Annotated in this window: 11 protein-coding genes; 1 reads left to right on the plus strand and 10 read right to left on the minus strand. The window is 43.6% G+C overall.

What is annotated here, in order from left to right; translation table 11 throughout:
• Positions 1 to 95: 95 nt before the first annotated feature.
• From HNQ56_RS04645 to HNQ56_RS04665, 5 genes are all read right to left on the minus strand, one after another.
• Positions 96 to 875 carry an alpha/beta fold hydrolase gene (locus HNQ56_RS04645; RefSeq protein ID WP_429143295.1) on the minus strand — a complete coding sequence of 260 codons (780 nt, stop codon included), beginning with the start codon at positions 873 to 875 and terminating at the stop codon, positions 96 to 98.
• A 31-nt stretch (positions 876 to 906) separates the two neighbouring features.
• Complete coding sequence (locus HNQ56_RS04650; RefSeq protein WP_429143297.1) at positions 907 to 1,716, minus strand: alpha/beta hydrolase; 810 nt, start codon at positions 1,714 to 1,716, stop codon at positions 907 to 909.
• Between the two features lie 187 nt (positions 1,717 to 1,903).
• Positions 1,904 to 2,392, minus strand: a complete 489-nt coding sequence (locus HNQ56_RS04655) for a YbaK/EbsC family protein (protein ID WP_429143299.1) — start codon at positions 2,390 to 2,392, stop codon at positions 1,904 to 1,906.
• 89 nt (positions 2,393 to 2,481) lie between these two features.
• Positions 2,482 to 3,486 (minus strand): competence protein CoiA family protein, encoded by a 1,005-nt coding sequence (locus HNQ56_RS04660; protein ID WP_429143301.1) that lies wholly within the window; start codon positions 3,484 to 3,486, stop codon positions 2,482 to 2,484.
• Positions 3,487 to 3,768: 282 nt separating this feature from the next.
• Positions 3,769 to 4,380 carry a zinc dependent phospholipase C family protein gene (locus HNQ56_RS04665; protein WP_429143303.1) on the minus strand — a complete coding sequence of 204 codons (612 nt, stop codon included), beginning with the start codon at positions 4,378 to 4,380 and terminating at the stop codon, positions 3,769 to 3,771.
• A gap of 271 nt (positions 4,381 to 4,651) precedes the next feature.
• Between HNQ56_RS04665 and HNQ56_RS04670 the strand changes: the two genes are divergently transcribed.
• On the plus strand, positions 4,652 to 5,197 hold the full coding sequence (locus HNQ56_RS04670) for a glutathione peroxidase (RefSeq protein ID WP_429143305.1): 546 nt from the start codon (positions 4,652 to 4,654) through the stop codon (positions 5,195 to 5,197).
• Between the two features lie 384 nt (positions 5,198 to 5,581).
• On the opposite strand, the gene HNQ56_RS04675 is transcribed toward HNQ56_RS04670, so the two are convergent.
• The 5 genes from HNQ56_RS04675 to HNQ56_RS04695 form a co-directional block, all read right to left on the minus strand.
• Entirely contained in the window at positions 5,582 to 9,625 is a 4,044-nt protein-coding gene (locus HNQ56_RS04675) for a DUF5704 domain-containing protein (RefSeq protein ID WP_429143307.1), read from the minus strand.
• 376 nt (positions 9,626 to 10,001) lie between these two features.
• On the minus strand, positions 10,002 to 11,243 hold the full coding sequence (locus HNQ56_RS04680; protein WP_429143308.1) for a hypothetical protein: 1,242 nt from the start codon (positions 11,241 to 11,243) through the stop codon (positions 10,002 to 10,004).
• Between the two features lie 203 nt (positions 11,244 to 11,446).
• On the minus strand, positions 11,447 to 12,217 hold the full coding sequence (locus tag HNQ56_RS04685; RefSeq protein ID WP_429143310.1) for a hypothetical protein: 771 nt from the start codon (positions 12,215 to 12,217) through the stop codon (positions 11,447 to 11,449).
• 283 nt (positions 12,218 to 12,500) lie between these two features.
• The gene (locus HNQ56_RS04690; RefSeq protein ID WP_429143311.1) at positions 12,501 to 13,535 is read right to left on the minus strand and encodes a hypothetical protein; all 1,035 of its coding nucleotides are present in this window, start codon (positions 13,533 to 13,535) and stop codon (positions 12,501 to 12,503) included.
• Positions 13,536 to 13,606: 71 nt separating this feature from the next.
• A complete protein-coding gene (locus HNQ56_RS04695) occupies positions 13,607 to 15,853 on the minus strand; it encodes a hypothetical protein (protein WP_429143313.1) in 2,247 nt (748 codons plus the stop codon).
• Position 15,854: the final 1 nt, after the last annotated feature.

Here is a 15,854-nt window from a genome sequence, read left to right on the forward strand (position 1 = left end):
GGGAGCAGATTTACTGACAATCATGTCATTATGGACGCAGGCCTTTTTCTTATGTAGATTTGTGATGGCATTCAGCCCTTCTGTGGTACATCGCTTTACTCCCTATTCAAAAATCCCTCAATAAGGTCTATCCATTGTGCAGGAGCATAAATTACTTTTTCACAATGAGAGCAGCCGTCGAATCGAATTACCTTTGTATTGGGGTATGCCTTTCCTATTTGCTCCGCTGATTTCCGGGAAAGCATTTCGTTCATTTTTGTCCCATGCAGGTATAGAATTCTTGTTTCCAATGAAATATCATTGATAATTAAGGAACTGCTGCTCATGGACAATATCATATTTGCCATAGATTCCTCGTCCAGATAATCAATGAAAGCAAGGTAATCCTTCAGATATTTTTCCGGAAGAAATACTTTTTTAAAGCTTTCCAGTGTTTTTGGGGCCCTCTCCTTTGATTTGCGCACAATATCAAGGTACTGTTTCGTCATTACGGATTTCATAAACCTCCCATAGGGCACAAGAGACGCTCCATCTAAAATAAGATTTTGTATTTTCAAGACGCTCTTTTTCCAAAGCAGGTGTGCGATAGCCCCTCCCATGGAAAGGCCGCATACTGCCAGCAGATCCGTCCCGGTATGCTCAGAACAATAGCCTTCCATTTTCTTCGCTTCCTCTTCTATCGATATAAATTTGCTTTGTTTACCCGCTTCATGCCCATCCAAAGCCGGAACAATTACATAATATTTTTTCTGAAAATACTCTATTTGCGGCATCCATATTTGCCAAGGTGTGAGAACACCGTGAATCAGAAGAATATGTGGATTGCTTTTTTCCCCAAAACAGTTAAAATGCATTTCTTTCCCCCCAGCTTCCATTCATTCTGCAAAGGAGCACCCTTCCCCTTTTTTATAAATTCTTTACCCAGGTTCCTGCCATACTGATCCAGTTCTGGCACTCCTGCACTAAAGGCCCCTGATCATGGATGCTTCTGGTCTCTTCCGTGGCAAGGGCAAGTCCATGGCCGCCCTTGGGATATACATGCAGCTCAAAAGGAACCTTCTTCTCATTTAATGCCTGGGCGAGGAAAAGCGCATTTTCAACCGGCACCGCTCCATCCTCAAAGGTATGCCACAGGAAGGTGGGAGGAGTGAATTCCGTAACCCTTCTCTCCAGGGACATCTCCTCCACCAGCTCATCATAGCGCTCCTGCAGCAGGGAACGGAAGGAATCCCTGTGCGCATATTCTCCGGAGGTGATTACCGGATAGCATAGCAGCATACCGTCAGGCCGGTAATTTCCCTTCTCCGTCTGCATAATCTCTGCCAGAAACGGCTCATGCCACAGGGTTCCCAGACTGGCAGCCAGGTGGCCTCCAGCCGAGAAGCCCATTACTATAATGCGGTCCTTCCTCACATTCCATTCCTTCGCGTGCTTCCTGGCATAGGCTACTGATTTTGCCAGCTGGGTCAGAGCCGTCGGGAACTTTGCCGGATAGATGGAATATCTTAAGATGGCAACGTGAATCCCCATCGCGTTTAGTTGAATTGCAATCGGTTCCGCTTCGCGGGCGGATACAAACCGGTATCCCCCTCCCGGGCACAGAATCACCAACGGCCGCACCCTGTTCGGATCAATCTCCGGTGAGTTGCTGAGAAGGTAGGTGGTCAGGGTGGCTTCACAGCCGTCTGCATTAATATTAATTTCTTCGTGTATCATATTATTTTCTCCCTTTCGTTTCATTTTCCTGGTCTTCTTATTTTTATGTTTTACTCTGCTCTATTCTTATCTCTTTTCTTCTCTTTCTTCTTTTCCTTTTTCTATTTTGTTCTTCTCTCTGTTTTGTTCTTCTCTCTGTTTTGTTCTTCCTTCTATTTTGTACTTCCTTCTATTTTATGCTTTCCTTCTACTCTTCTGCTTCGTCAGCCTGCCAGCTCTTGCAGACATCAACCCAGCGGCGGCTTCCGGAATACTCCGCCAGCTCCTCACAGGACAACTCAACCGCCGAATTACTGCTTCCACATGCAGGAAATACCGTCGTAAAACGTTTCATAGAGATATCTGCATATACCGGAAGCTCATGGCTTAACGCGAAGGGACAGACTCCGCCGACAGCGTGCCCCGTATATTCCACTACCTCCTCCGGGGTCAGCATCTTCGCCTTCATACCGAATTCTGCCTTGAACCTGGCATTATCAATCTTGGCATCCCCTGCGGCAATTACCAGCATCGCTCCCTCCCCTGTCTTAAAGGACAGGGTCTTGGCAATTCTGCCGGGTTCCACGCCAAGGGCATTTGCAGCCAGTTCCACCGTCGCACTTGAAGTGTCAAATTCCAGGATATCCCCGTCTCTCCCCCATTGTCTAAAGTATTCTCTGACCTTGTCAATGGCCATGTCATTTCCTCCTTTTGTCATCGTTGCAGTCCGTCCAATGGGCCAAACCGTAACCTGTTGTCTGCCGGATGTCACATCAGCTTGCTTCATCAAGCCGTTATGATATCAAAATATTTCTTTGCCACCAGATGTCCCTCGCCCCGTTCTATCATCGCAATACACCTTGCATAGATATCCGGATTTAAACCCCTGGATAGGATCTCCTCGCGGCTTAGTCTGTTAAGATCCTTTATCTTAACGGAGGGCTCCTCTTCTTTACGCCATTTTTCCTTGAGCCATGCTTCCTTGCGCTGCTCTTCCTTAAGACGCTCTTCTTCTCTGAGGCGTTTCAGCTGCTCCTCCCGCTTTTGATGGATACGCTTCTCCTCTTCGATCTGCCGCTCAATCTCAAAGCCTTTTTCAGCGAAATCACAAATCAACTGTCCACGGGTATCCAGCAGAAGCTCCCTGATGGGATAGGATTGAAGCTGGTATTTAAAACGCCGCTCCTTCCCGATGCGGTATCCGTAACACTTCTTTAAAGTCAGCACCTCATCAGCCGCGTCAAGAAAGATCAGATACCCCATGGAGTTCTGCACCAGATTCTGATACCAGTCCAGCTGTTTTGTATCCTTCTGCTGCCGCTTTCCCATAATATAGACCGGATGAATGCCCTGTCCGTGATAATAATCGTCCCGTATTCTGTACTTTTCCAGACTGTTATTCACCAACCGGTAATCCAACGCTACCGCATACCCTGTCCCGGAACAGAACACCGAAGAGTACATGCCATTATCCATACGATGCCGGGCAAGAACGCTGCCTTCGGGAAAGCTGCGCTTTGCCAGATGATAGAGAAGGCGTTTTCCTCTCTTAAGCTCCTCCGATTCCTGCCCTTTTCCATAATCACATTCCTCCAGATCATAATGGGCGAAATACGGTTCTTTTACGGGTCCTGCAGCCAGATATACCCGTTTGCCGCACTCTATACAGTGTAAACCACCTCTGGCAGCCGCTTCCTTCCATTCCAGAACCAGCTCCTCATAATAAAGGCCATCTTCATCCTTCAGATCATAAGTACACACCAGTTTCCCATGATAGAGACAATTCTCCAAACCTCATCCACTCCTGCCCTTCCCCTGCTGCCCTTCCCTCGGCCATATCCTGGCAGCACAGGATTATCATATAGTATAGCAAATATAGACGCATAAATCGAGTACCTTCTGAATATTATTTTATCCCTTATGGCCGTTTACTCTTATTTGATTCCAATCGGAGCGCATCCGGTTTCTTGGGAAACGTCAGGATACACAAAGGGGCAGACACCATCCGAATATGGTTCTGCCCCTTAGCATCAATCTTTTCTAAAATATTGATCTTACTGATGATCAATCCGCCTAGCTATGAGAATATTCCATCTTAATTCCTAATCTGCTCTCCACCCGCAGAGTTGCCATTTCAAAGAACATCAGTATGGCATCCACCACCTTGAAACACAAGTCAATAATGAAATAAATATCATCCTTCACGGATTTGATTGCTTTTAAGTATTCCTTGTGGGTCTTCAAGATAAATTGACTAATCTCTTCAATGGTCTGATACCGCTTATACCCGGTACGCACCCGCTGTGCTTTGCCGCTTCGGATATATTCCTTCAGGGAAAGCTTCAATGCTTTCTCATAATAAACATGTTCCGTAAAACTTCCCTCAAATATAGAGTTATGCGGGAAAGTACAGTAGTCAGATAAATAATGGGTTATTACTCCAAGATGTCTTGCATAATAGCTGTTAATTCCTTTATTTATGTCATAATCAATTGTTATCTTTCTAATCTCTTCCATTAGTATCTCGAAAGTCTCATCTATTGTATGTCTTTTAGTAAAAAACGATGGGGTCAGATCCGGCAAAATACTTCCTATGTAAAATGCCTTTTTGTGCTGGTGCAAATCCTGTACGTTCATGTTGTTCGTCAGGTGCTTCGCAAGTGAAATATGCGATTTCTTTCTCAACTCATTTCCTCCTAGAGTGTTACATTAACCGGCAGATGCCAAATGGTCTCAATAATGACTATCAAAACCACTACGTTTTAAATCATACCTCATTTTTTAGATTTTCACAACAGGAATCAAGTAATTCTATTTAGCATTTTTTAGTTTCATTGTATCTTGACAAAAAGCTTTAAATAGCATACAATTTAATTGTAATAAATCATTCGAATTTCATAAGAAAAATTATTTCATTTTGAACCTCTTATAAAATAAACAGAAAGGATATGAGAATATGAATATTTATGATTTTACTGTAAAGAACAGGCATGAGGAGGAAGTACCGCTTTCTGAGTATGAGGGCAAGGTTTTACTCATTGTAAACACTGCCACCCAGTGCGGCTTCACTCCCCAATATGATGATCTGCAGGATTTATACGAGAAGTATTCCCCGGAAGGCTTTGTTATTCTTGACTTCCCCTGCAATCAATTCGGCAGCCAGGCACCGGGCACCAATGATGAGATCTATGCTTTCTGCGAATCCAATTACGGTGTCTCTTTCCCCACCTTCGCCAAGATTGAGGTGAACGGAGCAAATGCTCACCCCCTATATCGATATCTTGTCAGCCAGAAGGGCTTTGCAGGCTTTGATGAAGCCCATCCTATTACGCCCAGACTACTGCCGAAGCTGACCGCGGATGACCCCGATTTCATGAATAAGCCCAGTATAAAGTGGAACTTCACCAAATTCTTAATTGACCGTAAGGGCAATGTGGTAGAACGCTTTGAGCCTACGGCGGACATGTTTCTGGTGGAAGACCGAATAAAAGAGCTTCTGTAACAGCAATTCCCCATCCCCTTTCTATAGAATTGCAATAAAATGAGGAAGTAAAAGGCATAGTCTTTTCTACTTCCTCATTTTATTGGAAAAATTAAATTGTACATTCACCGCATTCATCTCCGAGACATGAACAAGTGCTGGAAGTCAGCAGGAATTAACTGATATAAGAATATACAGAATTGACAGAATATATATCCAAACCTCAGAATAAATTGCTGTGATGCTTTTATAAAAGAAGTATATCTCTTATAAACCTATTTTAATATCAAATTAATGTAAATGTCAACAATATTTTTCAATATTATGTATATTTACCAATTTTTAGATTATATTTACTACAAAATGCACAGGATTACTGTCGGCACTGCAACAGGCCGCTTGTCTCTAGTATAACTGTCCCTCATAGTCATCGGCATATGTTCTATTGCTGTAGTACACCAGAAAATCTCCTGCACGAAATGAAAACCGGGTTCCCTTATAATCGGTCTTTTCTATCATTGCTCCTTCCGTCATCAGCATGGAACAGTTACCGTTATTCATGTAATTGTCCCCATTGGCATAAGAAAGGCGTTCCTTGCCGTTTTCATCGATGGTAATAATATTGAAATTAACAATGATGTACCCGCCTTTCAGCCAGAAGCTCTCCTTATAATCAATTCCATACTTTTTTAGATGCCCATATACATCATAACCGGACGCAGCCACGCGAACATCCGTAGGAATCTTATAAGTGCCATACCAACGCTGCATATACCTTGAAATCTGGGTTTTATCCAGTCCTGTCACCTTCTTTACATCATCATAAGAAGACAGGGATGTTATAACAGAGGCATAATCCGTACCGATAAAGGTGCGGAACGGGCTCAGTAACCGAAAGGTTGAATAAGAATACATGGCGCCGTTTTGGCGGGAAAGCTCCGTTAAAGTCATGTTCCGGACCTTTGCTGTATTAAGCAGCTCTTTTTCCGGTATCCGGCTGTAGAGATTACCTGTGGTGCCCTTTTTAATATTAATGAGATCCAATTCCGACCCAACTTTAACTAAAGACTGTTTTTTCCCGTTCATCTCTTCCGAATAATAAAGATCCACGGATCTCCGGTTCTTACCATCCGCATCTACATAATAAAAGCTGGGAATAATCTTCATGCTGCTGGCCCCTCCATACATCTGCCCGGTGGTATCCATCAGGAATCGGACGGCATACCCGGTTTTCAGCACCCCAAGGTTTTTATATTTCGGATGGCTGCCGTTGACCAGGGGGAAGGTATATTTACTTAACCTTCCGGTTTCTTCTCCGTACTGGTTCTTTGTCCCCACAGCGTAATAATAGGCATAGTTCGTATGAAAGCCGGAATGCATGGTTCCATCCTCTGCCCCCTCAAACAGCTTCACCTTTAGCGTTTCACCCGGACGGAACACATTCTCCCACCTGGGATAGTCTGAGATGTCATAAATCTTCATACCATAAAGCCGCCCGGAGATTTCAAAGATCACCTCTGCGGTGGCCACGTAATTATCCCTGGAGGTATTGCGCGCGGTTTCTGTCATTCTAAGCCTGTCCTCCCCGTTTACGGCTACCGTTCTAAACTGTGCCGTATAAACACCCTCCTTGATCCACATAGGGACATAGAAACGGAAGGTATCCCTTCCCAGGACAAACCAGGTGCCGGCTTTGATGTATCTATCATTTGCCCTGTTATTGTCTCCCTGGGTATCCAGATAAACATCAAAGGGGAAGCAAACCTCATTCCTTATCACCCCGTCTTTTCTGGCAATATAGGAGATAAATTCCGGATCGATGAAGGACCGGGAAAAATCCCTGCTCAGATATCCGGGGCGGTTGCTGTGAAGCAGGGTGTTGGATATCTTCACTGTAAAATCATTCAATGCTGTATCCGGATCAAGTACAACCTGTACTGCCCCCGGCTCCGGTGAAAGAAGCTGCGTCCATTTATCATTATCCCCGTTCACTACCGGGACACAAATCACCGGCGTATGGACCGTAACATCATTTACCTCTGCCTGGAAATTCTTCCGCTGCTGTCCATAGCCTACGCTGGAGGGATGGAGCTGATAGTTTACATTTGCCGTAGAGGAATATACCCCATTTATCTTTTTCGCATCAATTACCTGTTTATCAATATAGAGAGCTTTCTCTCCCACCATAGTGGAACAGTGGACAAAATCAGAGATGTCCGGGGAGCCCCCCATTTTACTGCCTATGGCATTGGATAGCACAACGCTTCCATCAAACTCGATATAATCACTCTTCACTCCTGCTTCCTCCGTCATGATCCAGGCATAAGCGGTAAGATCCATAAACTCTGCAATCGGCCTGGTACTATCATCGGAAGTAGTCGGAAACGGCGCGGACACAATAATACCGGCAGCTTGCGGCGGCGGAATTACATGGTCATTCACATTGGAGGAATGCCAGGTGTTCAAAGCCGGAATATCCGTAAAGGCATGATTTGCATTCAGCGTGACTCCTCCATCCGGCAGGGAGTAATTATAAACCTTTGCATCACTTACATTGTAATACCGTAGATCTGCGATCTCCCAATAGGAGTAGGCCCGCTCCACCGGGATATACTGGGTGTCAGCTATAATATCCGTAACCGGCTCAGGCCCGCCGTATTCGGGAGGTGTTGCCGAGACATATTCCAGGGTATAAACCATGGTCACAGGAATCATAAAGGTTCTCTTCCCTGTCCGGTTCACCAGGGTGTATCCTAATAAATAATCCTTGGTTTTCAGAAATACATACTGGCTTTCCGTGGTAGAGATGCCCTTTTCTGATGTAAAAAAAGGACTGCCGTACCTGTCACCGTTAATTACCGCATAGGGGCTGGGGGAATCCATGGGAAGGGAAATTGGATCTTCCGGTTCCGGTACCGTCACTTCTTCTATCTGGGCTTTATAATAAAGCCTTAATGTTACAGTGGTATCCATAAGAGTGGAGGCGGATATTGTAAAGGATATGTATTGTCCGTTTCCTGATTTGGTATTTTTTCCAGAAATGGTCGTATAATCATAGTCCCATTTATTGAGATAGCTGTAAGATATGCCGTCCACTGATCTTGGATCAATGGCGGTCTTTGAGATGGATTGATTAAGAGTTATATTCTCTTTTGAAATTTCATAAATCAGAGAGCCGTTCTCCGTTACCATAATCACCCGCAAGGTAATATTCCCGCTTCCGGCACTCTCCCCTTCGGTATAAAACACATTGACAGTGATCCCGCCGGTAACCTTTGCCGCCGAAGGTGCGGTGAAACTAACCTTCTCCCCGCTTCCCTCCCTGGCAACAGTGGAACCGGAGGAAGTGTAAAACCACTTCCAGTTACCTGAATAGTCATAATTTTTTGATCCGGGGCTTATTTTACTTTCACGGATTGTATAATCATACTCCGCTCCGCCTTTTACCGTGCCGGTGGTTAAGGTTTTAATGGTTTCCCCGGTAAGTTTATTGACCGCATTCACCGTCACCAGGATATCCCCATCCGTCACCTGCTGGTAATAGATCTTGGCATACATTGTCGTTCCCGCTTTAATATCATGAGGGATCTCTATGGATAAGGGAGCGCTGCTTCCCTTCAGGGTATCCATTGCGGATGCTTCACTGCCGTTAGACTTGGTATAGGTGAAAGAATACTTCTCCGTTCTCTTATACGTCTTTCCGCCATAGGTTATACTACTAAAAAGCTTATCATCCGGCTGCGTATACTTTTCTCCGGCATAAACGCCGGCTTTGTCGATCTCGTCCTTGATGACCGTACCGGTATCCTGATCCACCGCAGAGAGCTTTATGGCAGCGTTATTTTTCACCTCCCTGTAATAAAGACAGATATCCATTCCGCCAAGCTTTACCTGGGTGCTGCCCTTCCGAAGAGTGTCCGCCGTTACGCTTCCCCCCAGCTCCTGGGTACCGCCGGGTATGGCTCTATTGCTCTTTTTACTTTTAATGACCCGCTTATACAGCTCGTAGTCCTTACCCCCACTTTTTATCACTGTCTTATCCGTAGACCAGGAAAGAGTTCTTCCTGGCTTCAAGGAATCCAGTGCAACCGGACTAATCAATTGGCTCTCATCTTCCTTCAGAAATTTAAGATCATTCTTCTGATCGTCTGGCTTAAATAGAATTTTCATGTTGTAATACTTAAGAAAATCGTTTAGTGTATCCGGATCGCTCCAGGATTCAGCCCTCACCATAGCCTTCCAGTCCCGGATATTATTTTTTCTGATACCGGTCTCTGTCTGCGTCCTTGGATCAAAGTTATAGGTCTGAAATACGGCATGAAGATAAATAGGGGTATCCTCTGTGATATCATCGAAATCTGCCCCCAGAGCGTCTACAACTTTTTGTGCATCAAAAGTTATCGTCGTTTCAATAATGTTTCCATTCTGCTTGCTTTCTTTTTTCCCCATGTCAAAAGGTAAATACTTATAAGTTCCAGCATCACTGACCGGGCCTACTCCATTAAAAGTCTTTTTGTGTGCGCTGGAATAAAAAGTGTCCGTCGTAGATATCGGATTCCTGGATATATTAATTCCGATTGTCCTCCAACGAATTGTTGAGCTTGAAGAGGCTGCTGTTGATTTACCTGTAATAGTTATAACTCCATCCCTCATTGTCACTGTTAATACCACTTCCCTATCCGAATTAGTAACATCATGAAATGATTCCGAATCATCTACAACATCCGCCTTTGTCCTAAATGAAGGAATTATCAGAAATGCCAGTAATATAACTATTATAGTTATACTCTTTATTAAAACTCTTTTGTTCAGCGTAATTACCCCCTTAATCTACCGGTACATTAATTTCATCCGCAAACCAGCTTAAATAATCAATAGCAAAGTACGAACCATCACCTTGATATCCGTTATTTGTTCCGAAGCGGATATCAAATATCCCTTCTCTCCATTCACCACTTTTTAAGTCCTTTAACTGGGGATATTGTACCCACAGTAGCCTATTTTGCTTTACATTGATATCTTTAGCTGTAATACGGTAACGGATATAGGCTCTCATACAATAAGCATTATCTTTGTAAAATGTAGAAGGTTCAACCGCAATAATAGAGCTTTCTACTATAACTTTATTTTCTTTCATATGCTTAACATAATAATCTTTTATATCAGCAGCTTTATCAATATTGCTCCTTACATAACAGGAAGCCAATCCCTCAATCCATTTATCATCCACTGTCCGGTAATCCACATTGAAAAGATACTGCAGATAAACCTCAGCTTTCTTCTGCCAGTCATAAAGATATTTGTCCATTTCTATAGAAAAATCCCATTCCTCATTCCAAGTACGGAATTTGGTGTTTCTCATTTCAGCCGGATATCTCCAATAATCACGGGTTTCTCCAGCTTTATATTGATCCGTAATCATGAACTCAAACTGTCTTTCATAAAATTTATTCGGAAAGCTGGCCAGAATGTATTCATAGTTCTCTGCATTCTTCGGAAGGTTTGTTGTCCGGATCAACTGACCATCCGGGCTGATCTTTGCCCGCAGGGACTTATCCTTAATCATCTTTACACTGGATAAGGCGCCGTTCTTTGTCACCTTACTCTTCAGCTTCAGATTACGGTTCGTGATATAATGTCCGTTGCTGTAGCCCTTCATAAAGCCCTTTAAATATCCTTTTGCTATATCTGTCCTCTTTGATGCAGAAACACTCTTAATATCCGAAATACGCTTTTCCAGAACCATATTGACACGCCATTCTTCTATCGTATCTTTGTTCACATATTCATCAGCCCCGTTTAGCAAGACCAGCATATCTCCCCTGGTAAGGCTTTTATCAAGATCCTTGAAATCTCCCTCCTTCATAATCCCGGCTTCCTGAAGTGCTTTGGCAGCACCGTTTTTCCCTTGCTCATATACCAGTCCCAATTCGTCGGCCAGTGCGCCGGAAAAAGAATTCACCGTAATATAAGCACTTGCAGCCTCGACTTTCCTATCGCCTTCAAACCCGACAATAATATTTAACATTACTGAAATAAGGATTACCCCTGCTATTATTTTCTTCATTGCTTCTCCTCCTCGGCCTTCTCGTCATAGTTATCAGGAATGTCCATACAGAGCGGATATTGCCTGCGATGAATCCTGTTGTCATATTATAACATAACCGGTACATTTATTTAAGGAATAAATGCAAAATATGTAATATTAATCTTGATTTTACCACCATTTCTACATCATATCTCTCTAGATATTATAAGAATATATGAAATTCAATTTTTACAGTTTTGCACAAGCAAATCCCGGCGCAGGATATTACGGATCCCCTCTAATTGATCTAAGCAGAAGATTTTCTCCCCTGCATATAAAGCCGCCATTTTCCGCATTCCCGCAATCGCCTCATCTAACGATTGAACTCCTCCCTGGATATCTCCATTTCTATAAAATTGATATGCCTTTCTAATCGCTTTCACTCTCTCTGAATGAATATCTCCAGCCGTTTCATATTTTTGTATATAACTATCGAGATCTCTATAAAAAGGATTTCGATTCAAAACCAGATTTGTCTTATTTAAAATATCCATGAATAAATCATAGTATAATGTCTCAAGCATAATAATTTTATAGACTCCACAGCTGATATGCCGGTCACGATCTATCTTTTCAAGTGTACTTTTGGCCCGGGAATAAAGGTCACAGTCAAGATAATAGTAAAATTCCAATATCACTTGATATGCCAGAATATCATTTGCTTCTATGTTTTCTTTTAAAACAGGTGTTTCACAATTCCGGTAACTCAACCCCTTCGAAAGCTGTTTTGCCACCGTCAACTGAACGTTATGGATATAATGTGTATACTTTTCTTTCTTACATAAGAGATAGCAAGCCATATCATTGCATATCTTTTGGGTATTCGGAACAGCATTCATAAGAAATACGGATATGCCGCATGAGAAGAAGCAAAAAGTGAATATCCACCTAACACCACCCATTGGTAAGGTCTTTAATTGGTACAGAAAAATCAAAGTCAACATCGCATTCATGCATATGCCGCCCAGTGTATAGAAGCTTGAGTCACTCATATTCGATTTCGGATACATAATACACTGACAACTAATAGAATTTATTTTTCTTAATCGGAAGGAAGCATTATGAGTATTTTTTGTAAATACAAAACAAAAAAGCTGTATGTGAACCAATCTCCATCCTGTTAGCAATCCGGCAATAAAATGACCAATTTCATGCATGATGATATGAAACAGAAAGCTTAATACCGTAGAAAAAATCAAAGAAAATAGCAGATTCATCTTTCCCCTTTTTACCTCATTATTTTAGAATCGGCACCCTTGCGCCATTTTCTATACAGTCATCACAATAAGCGCCTATTTTGGCACATTCCAGCAGGCTGTCAAATGCCTCCTCCAGGATCATGGTATTTCCAATAAGCTTCGGACATCCCGCCTTGTGCGCCAGAAAATACCAGCTCCTCTCTTCAACAAAATAAATCGGTTTCTTTAAAACATTGGCACCGGAGGAGGCTATTTTGTTACAGGTATAATCCTGACCTGTGCCATATGGATAGCCCTGAAATACTACCACCAAGTTCACATCATCGAGGTATTGCGCCCATTCCTCTTCCTGCCCTGGCGGGAAACTAAACTGATAGGTGATCCCATGCTGGCGTGCGATATAGTTATGTTGATTTGTATAGAACGAAAGGACTTCTTCCAATTGACTCATAATTGCTGTTTTTCTGACCGTGTGATACACTTCATCATTCAGAAGGATGCTCCCCGGATTCGCTTTTCTAAACTCTTTATAATATTCCTCCGTTTGAATCAAATGATAGTTCTCTTTTCTGACTTTTACAGCATCCTGAAAGAGATTATTAGTATCATATAAGTCCACTTCATCTGCCAAAGAAAATCCGTAGATAAAGTCTGCATCCTGATAAAAATATGGCATTTTCTCCGACCACATTCTTTGGGTAAGGATTTCTCCGTATTCTCCTTCATAGTCCTCGTAATAGTATACATAAAATCCATCCGCATCACATAAGAGAATTACCGGGATATAAAGCTCCAGTTCCGCCTGCTTATTCCGGTCAGAAATAATGCCGAGGGAGGCATAAAGGGAAGTAAAAAAAGTGCTTATCACTTTTTCCTTTTCAATTGAATTGATCCCATAGCTTCCGGAGGCGGCCAGGTAATCAATCGCATCTGATGCGGCTGAATCCAGGCTTTCTGTAAGTTCTGCTTTTTCTCTCTCGATTTCTTTCATTTCTCCAATCTGTATATCTGTCTTTATGACCGCTGCAAAAAAGAAGATCAAAAATATCAATATAAAATGATAAATCTTCAATCGGCTACCTCCCCTCTATCCTGTTGTTTGGTCTTTTGAATGAAAGAAGCAGCCGGTCATCCGGATTCCTTCTATTTTGCTTTTATATTTTCATTGAACCTGCGTGACATCCATTCTTTCGACAGGGACGGATACAATTTCTTTAACAGGCTTCTTGCCACGTTAGGAGACTTGTTTTTCAACCAGATACTGAAGGTGTTATCCATGGTGAGATCATAGCTGCCTTTCTCATACATCCGCTCAAGGATCTCATCGGTATACTCCTTTCCTTCATATTCCAGTATATTACCGGTGAATATCGGGATTTTGGAAATACACCTTGGGCATCCGGGATTGGTTCCGTCCGGATACAGATCATAGAGAAAACCGCATACATCACAAACCATCTTTGCACAGACTGTTGTCACCAGAAGCTGGGTACTTGCTCCCTTGTAGCCTATGGTCACCATTTTAGTTCCCAGGTATTGCTTATCAAGGTTATCAACATACCCCTCCGTTATTGTTTCCGTGCGTCCGTTCATGTAAGTGACCAGCAGCTTTAATCCGTTCTCCTTTAAGGTTGTCCCTATGGTAATTGTAAAAGTGGATATTGGAGGATGAAGGATACGTAGATTGGCCACATAAGCATGGCAGAAGGGGCAGCCGGGGTCACTGCCATCCGGGCTCAGGTTATAAAGATGCCCATTGGCACAGGCTCTGTTGCGGGGAACGACATTCACGGTTATGGTACAGGTTTTGGTATTGCCGAGGCTGTCTGCATAGCTTAACGTAACCCTCTTATTGGATACCGGGGTTCCGGTGGAAAAATCAGCGGCTGCCAGTACTGTTTTCTCGCTCCCGTCCGCATAGGTTGCTCTGACCGTGGTGATTAAGGGTTCATTCGTATAGACCGACTGCAGCGGATGGGTGGGGGTGATGCTTACTACTTTATCCGGACAGACTAACCGTGTATCTTCCTCCAGGCCGCAGGTCGGCACCCATCGGTTCACTCCCATGGAGTGGTCAAAGCCGCAGATATGGAGATCCGTTCCTGTATACCGGTATCTCCAGGAGTCCGATACGTCTCCCTTGAATGCCGTTCCTCCGGCATATCTCTCAATACTGCTGTGGAAACTGGAGAAGAGATAGGCCGTCTCCGCTCCCGATATCCCGTTGGGCCAATCGTTTTTCGGATGGGACTGGGAGCTGTACCAGCCATAATACTTAAAATCGTACACCACACTATACCTCCCCAACACCCTTGCCGCATAATCGATTTCATACCGCTTGGTTTCTCCGAGTCCCTCTCGGTCACTGGCCCAATATTCCTTCTCATACCGGGCGGGGATGTCACAGAAGCTGCTGCTGCGGCGCAAAACCGCATCAAATACCTCCGCCTCGTTTATCCATACTCCATACCCGGAATACCTTTTTAAACTGCGCCAGTCATTCGATTGATGATAGGTATAACATCCGGAAGTATAGGTGGCGCTGTTGGTATTCTGCGGATAACTCATCCCGGGGTATGTCATGGTTACCCCAAAGGCCACCTCGTCCGAATTCATATCATCCGTGGTATGGATATTATAGCCGCAGCTATAGGCATATTTGTTCACCCCCAATGTATTCGTTACCGTGCCGGCCCCGCAGGAGATGCACCAGTTAACCGGCATTGTCGGGGTATCCAGATTTCTGCCATCGGGATCGCGTGTTACAATCGTCCAGTAATAGGATGCTCCGCAGGAATGACATGTCACATCGGCTCCGGCACACCACATATACCGCTTGCACCCTGCCGCCGCCGTGTGTGCATGGGTATGGGTAAAGGCTCTATCTCCCTTATGTATATGCCCCGCATAACACGAATCCGTATGGGTATGCCCCGTAGAAGGTGTATTCACAGCGCCTGCAAGGACACTTTCATTTGTTTCCGTATTCATGGTAAGGCCGCTGTTATCAATCGGGTCTGTTACATCGGGCCGGCTCGTTGTGACCTCCCGGTAGTGGTAAATGTTCTCTCCGGTGTAGGCTGCTTTTTGAGCTTCTATAATCTCTTCTATGGTCCTCATGCGGTATTCCGGTTCCCAGATACTATATTCATGTTCAAACCGGAGATCGTATATCGTATCGGTGAGGGACAGCCGGTGAAGATATTCTTCATACTGATCATGTTCAAGACAGCCATTCTTTTTTATTCCGGTAAGGAACTCTTCCGTTATCATGGTGTCCATCGTTCCTATGACGCTTTCTGTTCTTAAACCGAAATAAATCAGAACTGCCCCGAACATCAGAACAATTGCAATTACAATATCAAAGATAAATTTCAATAGTTTATCCATG

Source organism: Anaerotaenia torta, assembly GCF_050433395.1.
Taxonomy (GTDB): Bacteria; Bacillota; Clostridia; order Lachnospirales; family Lachnospiraceae; genus Mobilitalea; species Mobilitalea torta.

What these genes read in the sequence shown, in the direction of transcription:
- HNQ56_RS04645 (WP_429143295.1), bottom strand. Translation starts at nt 875, where the DNA reads ATGGAAGCTGGGGGGAAAGAAATGCATTTTAACTGTTTTGGGGAAAAA.
- HNQ56_RS04650 (WP_429143297.1), bottom strand. Translation starts at nt 1,716, where the DNA reads ATGATACACGAAGAAATTAATATTAATGCAGACGGCTGTGAAGCCACC.
- HNQ56_RS04655 (WP_429143299.1), bottom strand. Translation starts at nt 2,392, where the DNA reads ATGGCCATTGACAAGGTCAGAGAATACTTTAGACAATGGGGGAGAGAC.
- HNQ56_RS04670 (WP_429143305.1), top strand. Translation starts at nt 4,652, where the DNA reads ATGAATATTTATGATTTTACTGTAAAGAACAGGCATGAGGAGGAAGTA.
- HNQ56_RS04675 (WP_429143307.1), bottom strand. Translation starts at nt 9,625, where the DNA reads ATGGGGAAAAAAGAAAGCAAGCAGAATGGAAACATTATTGAAACGACG.
- HNQ56_RS04680 (WP_429143308.1), bottom strand. Translation starts at nt 11,243, where the DNA reads ATGAAGAAAATAATAGCAGGGGTAATCCTTATTTCAGTAATGTTAAAT.
- HNQ56_RS04685 (WP_429143310.1), bottom strand. Translation starts at nt 12,217, where the DNA reads ATGAATGCGATGTTGACTTTGATTTTTCTGTACCAATTAAAGACCTTA.
- HNQ56_RS04695 (WP_429143313.1), bottom strand. Translation starts at nt 15,853, where the DNA reads ATGGATAAACTATTGAAATTTATCTTTGATATTGTAATTGCAATTGTT.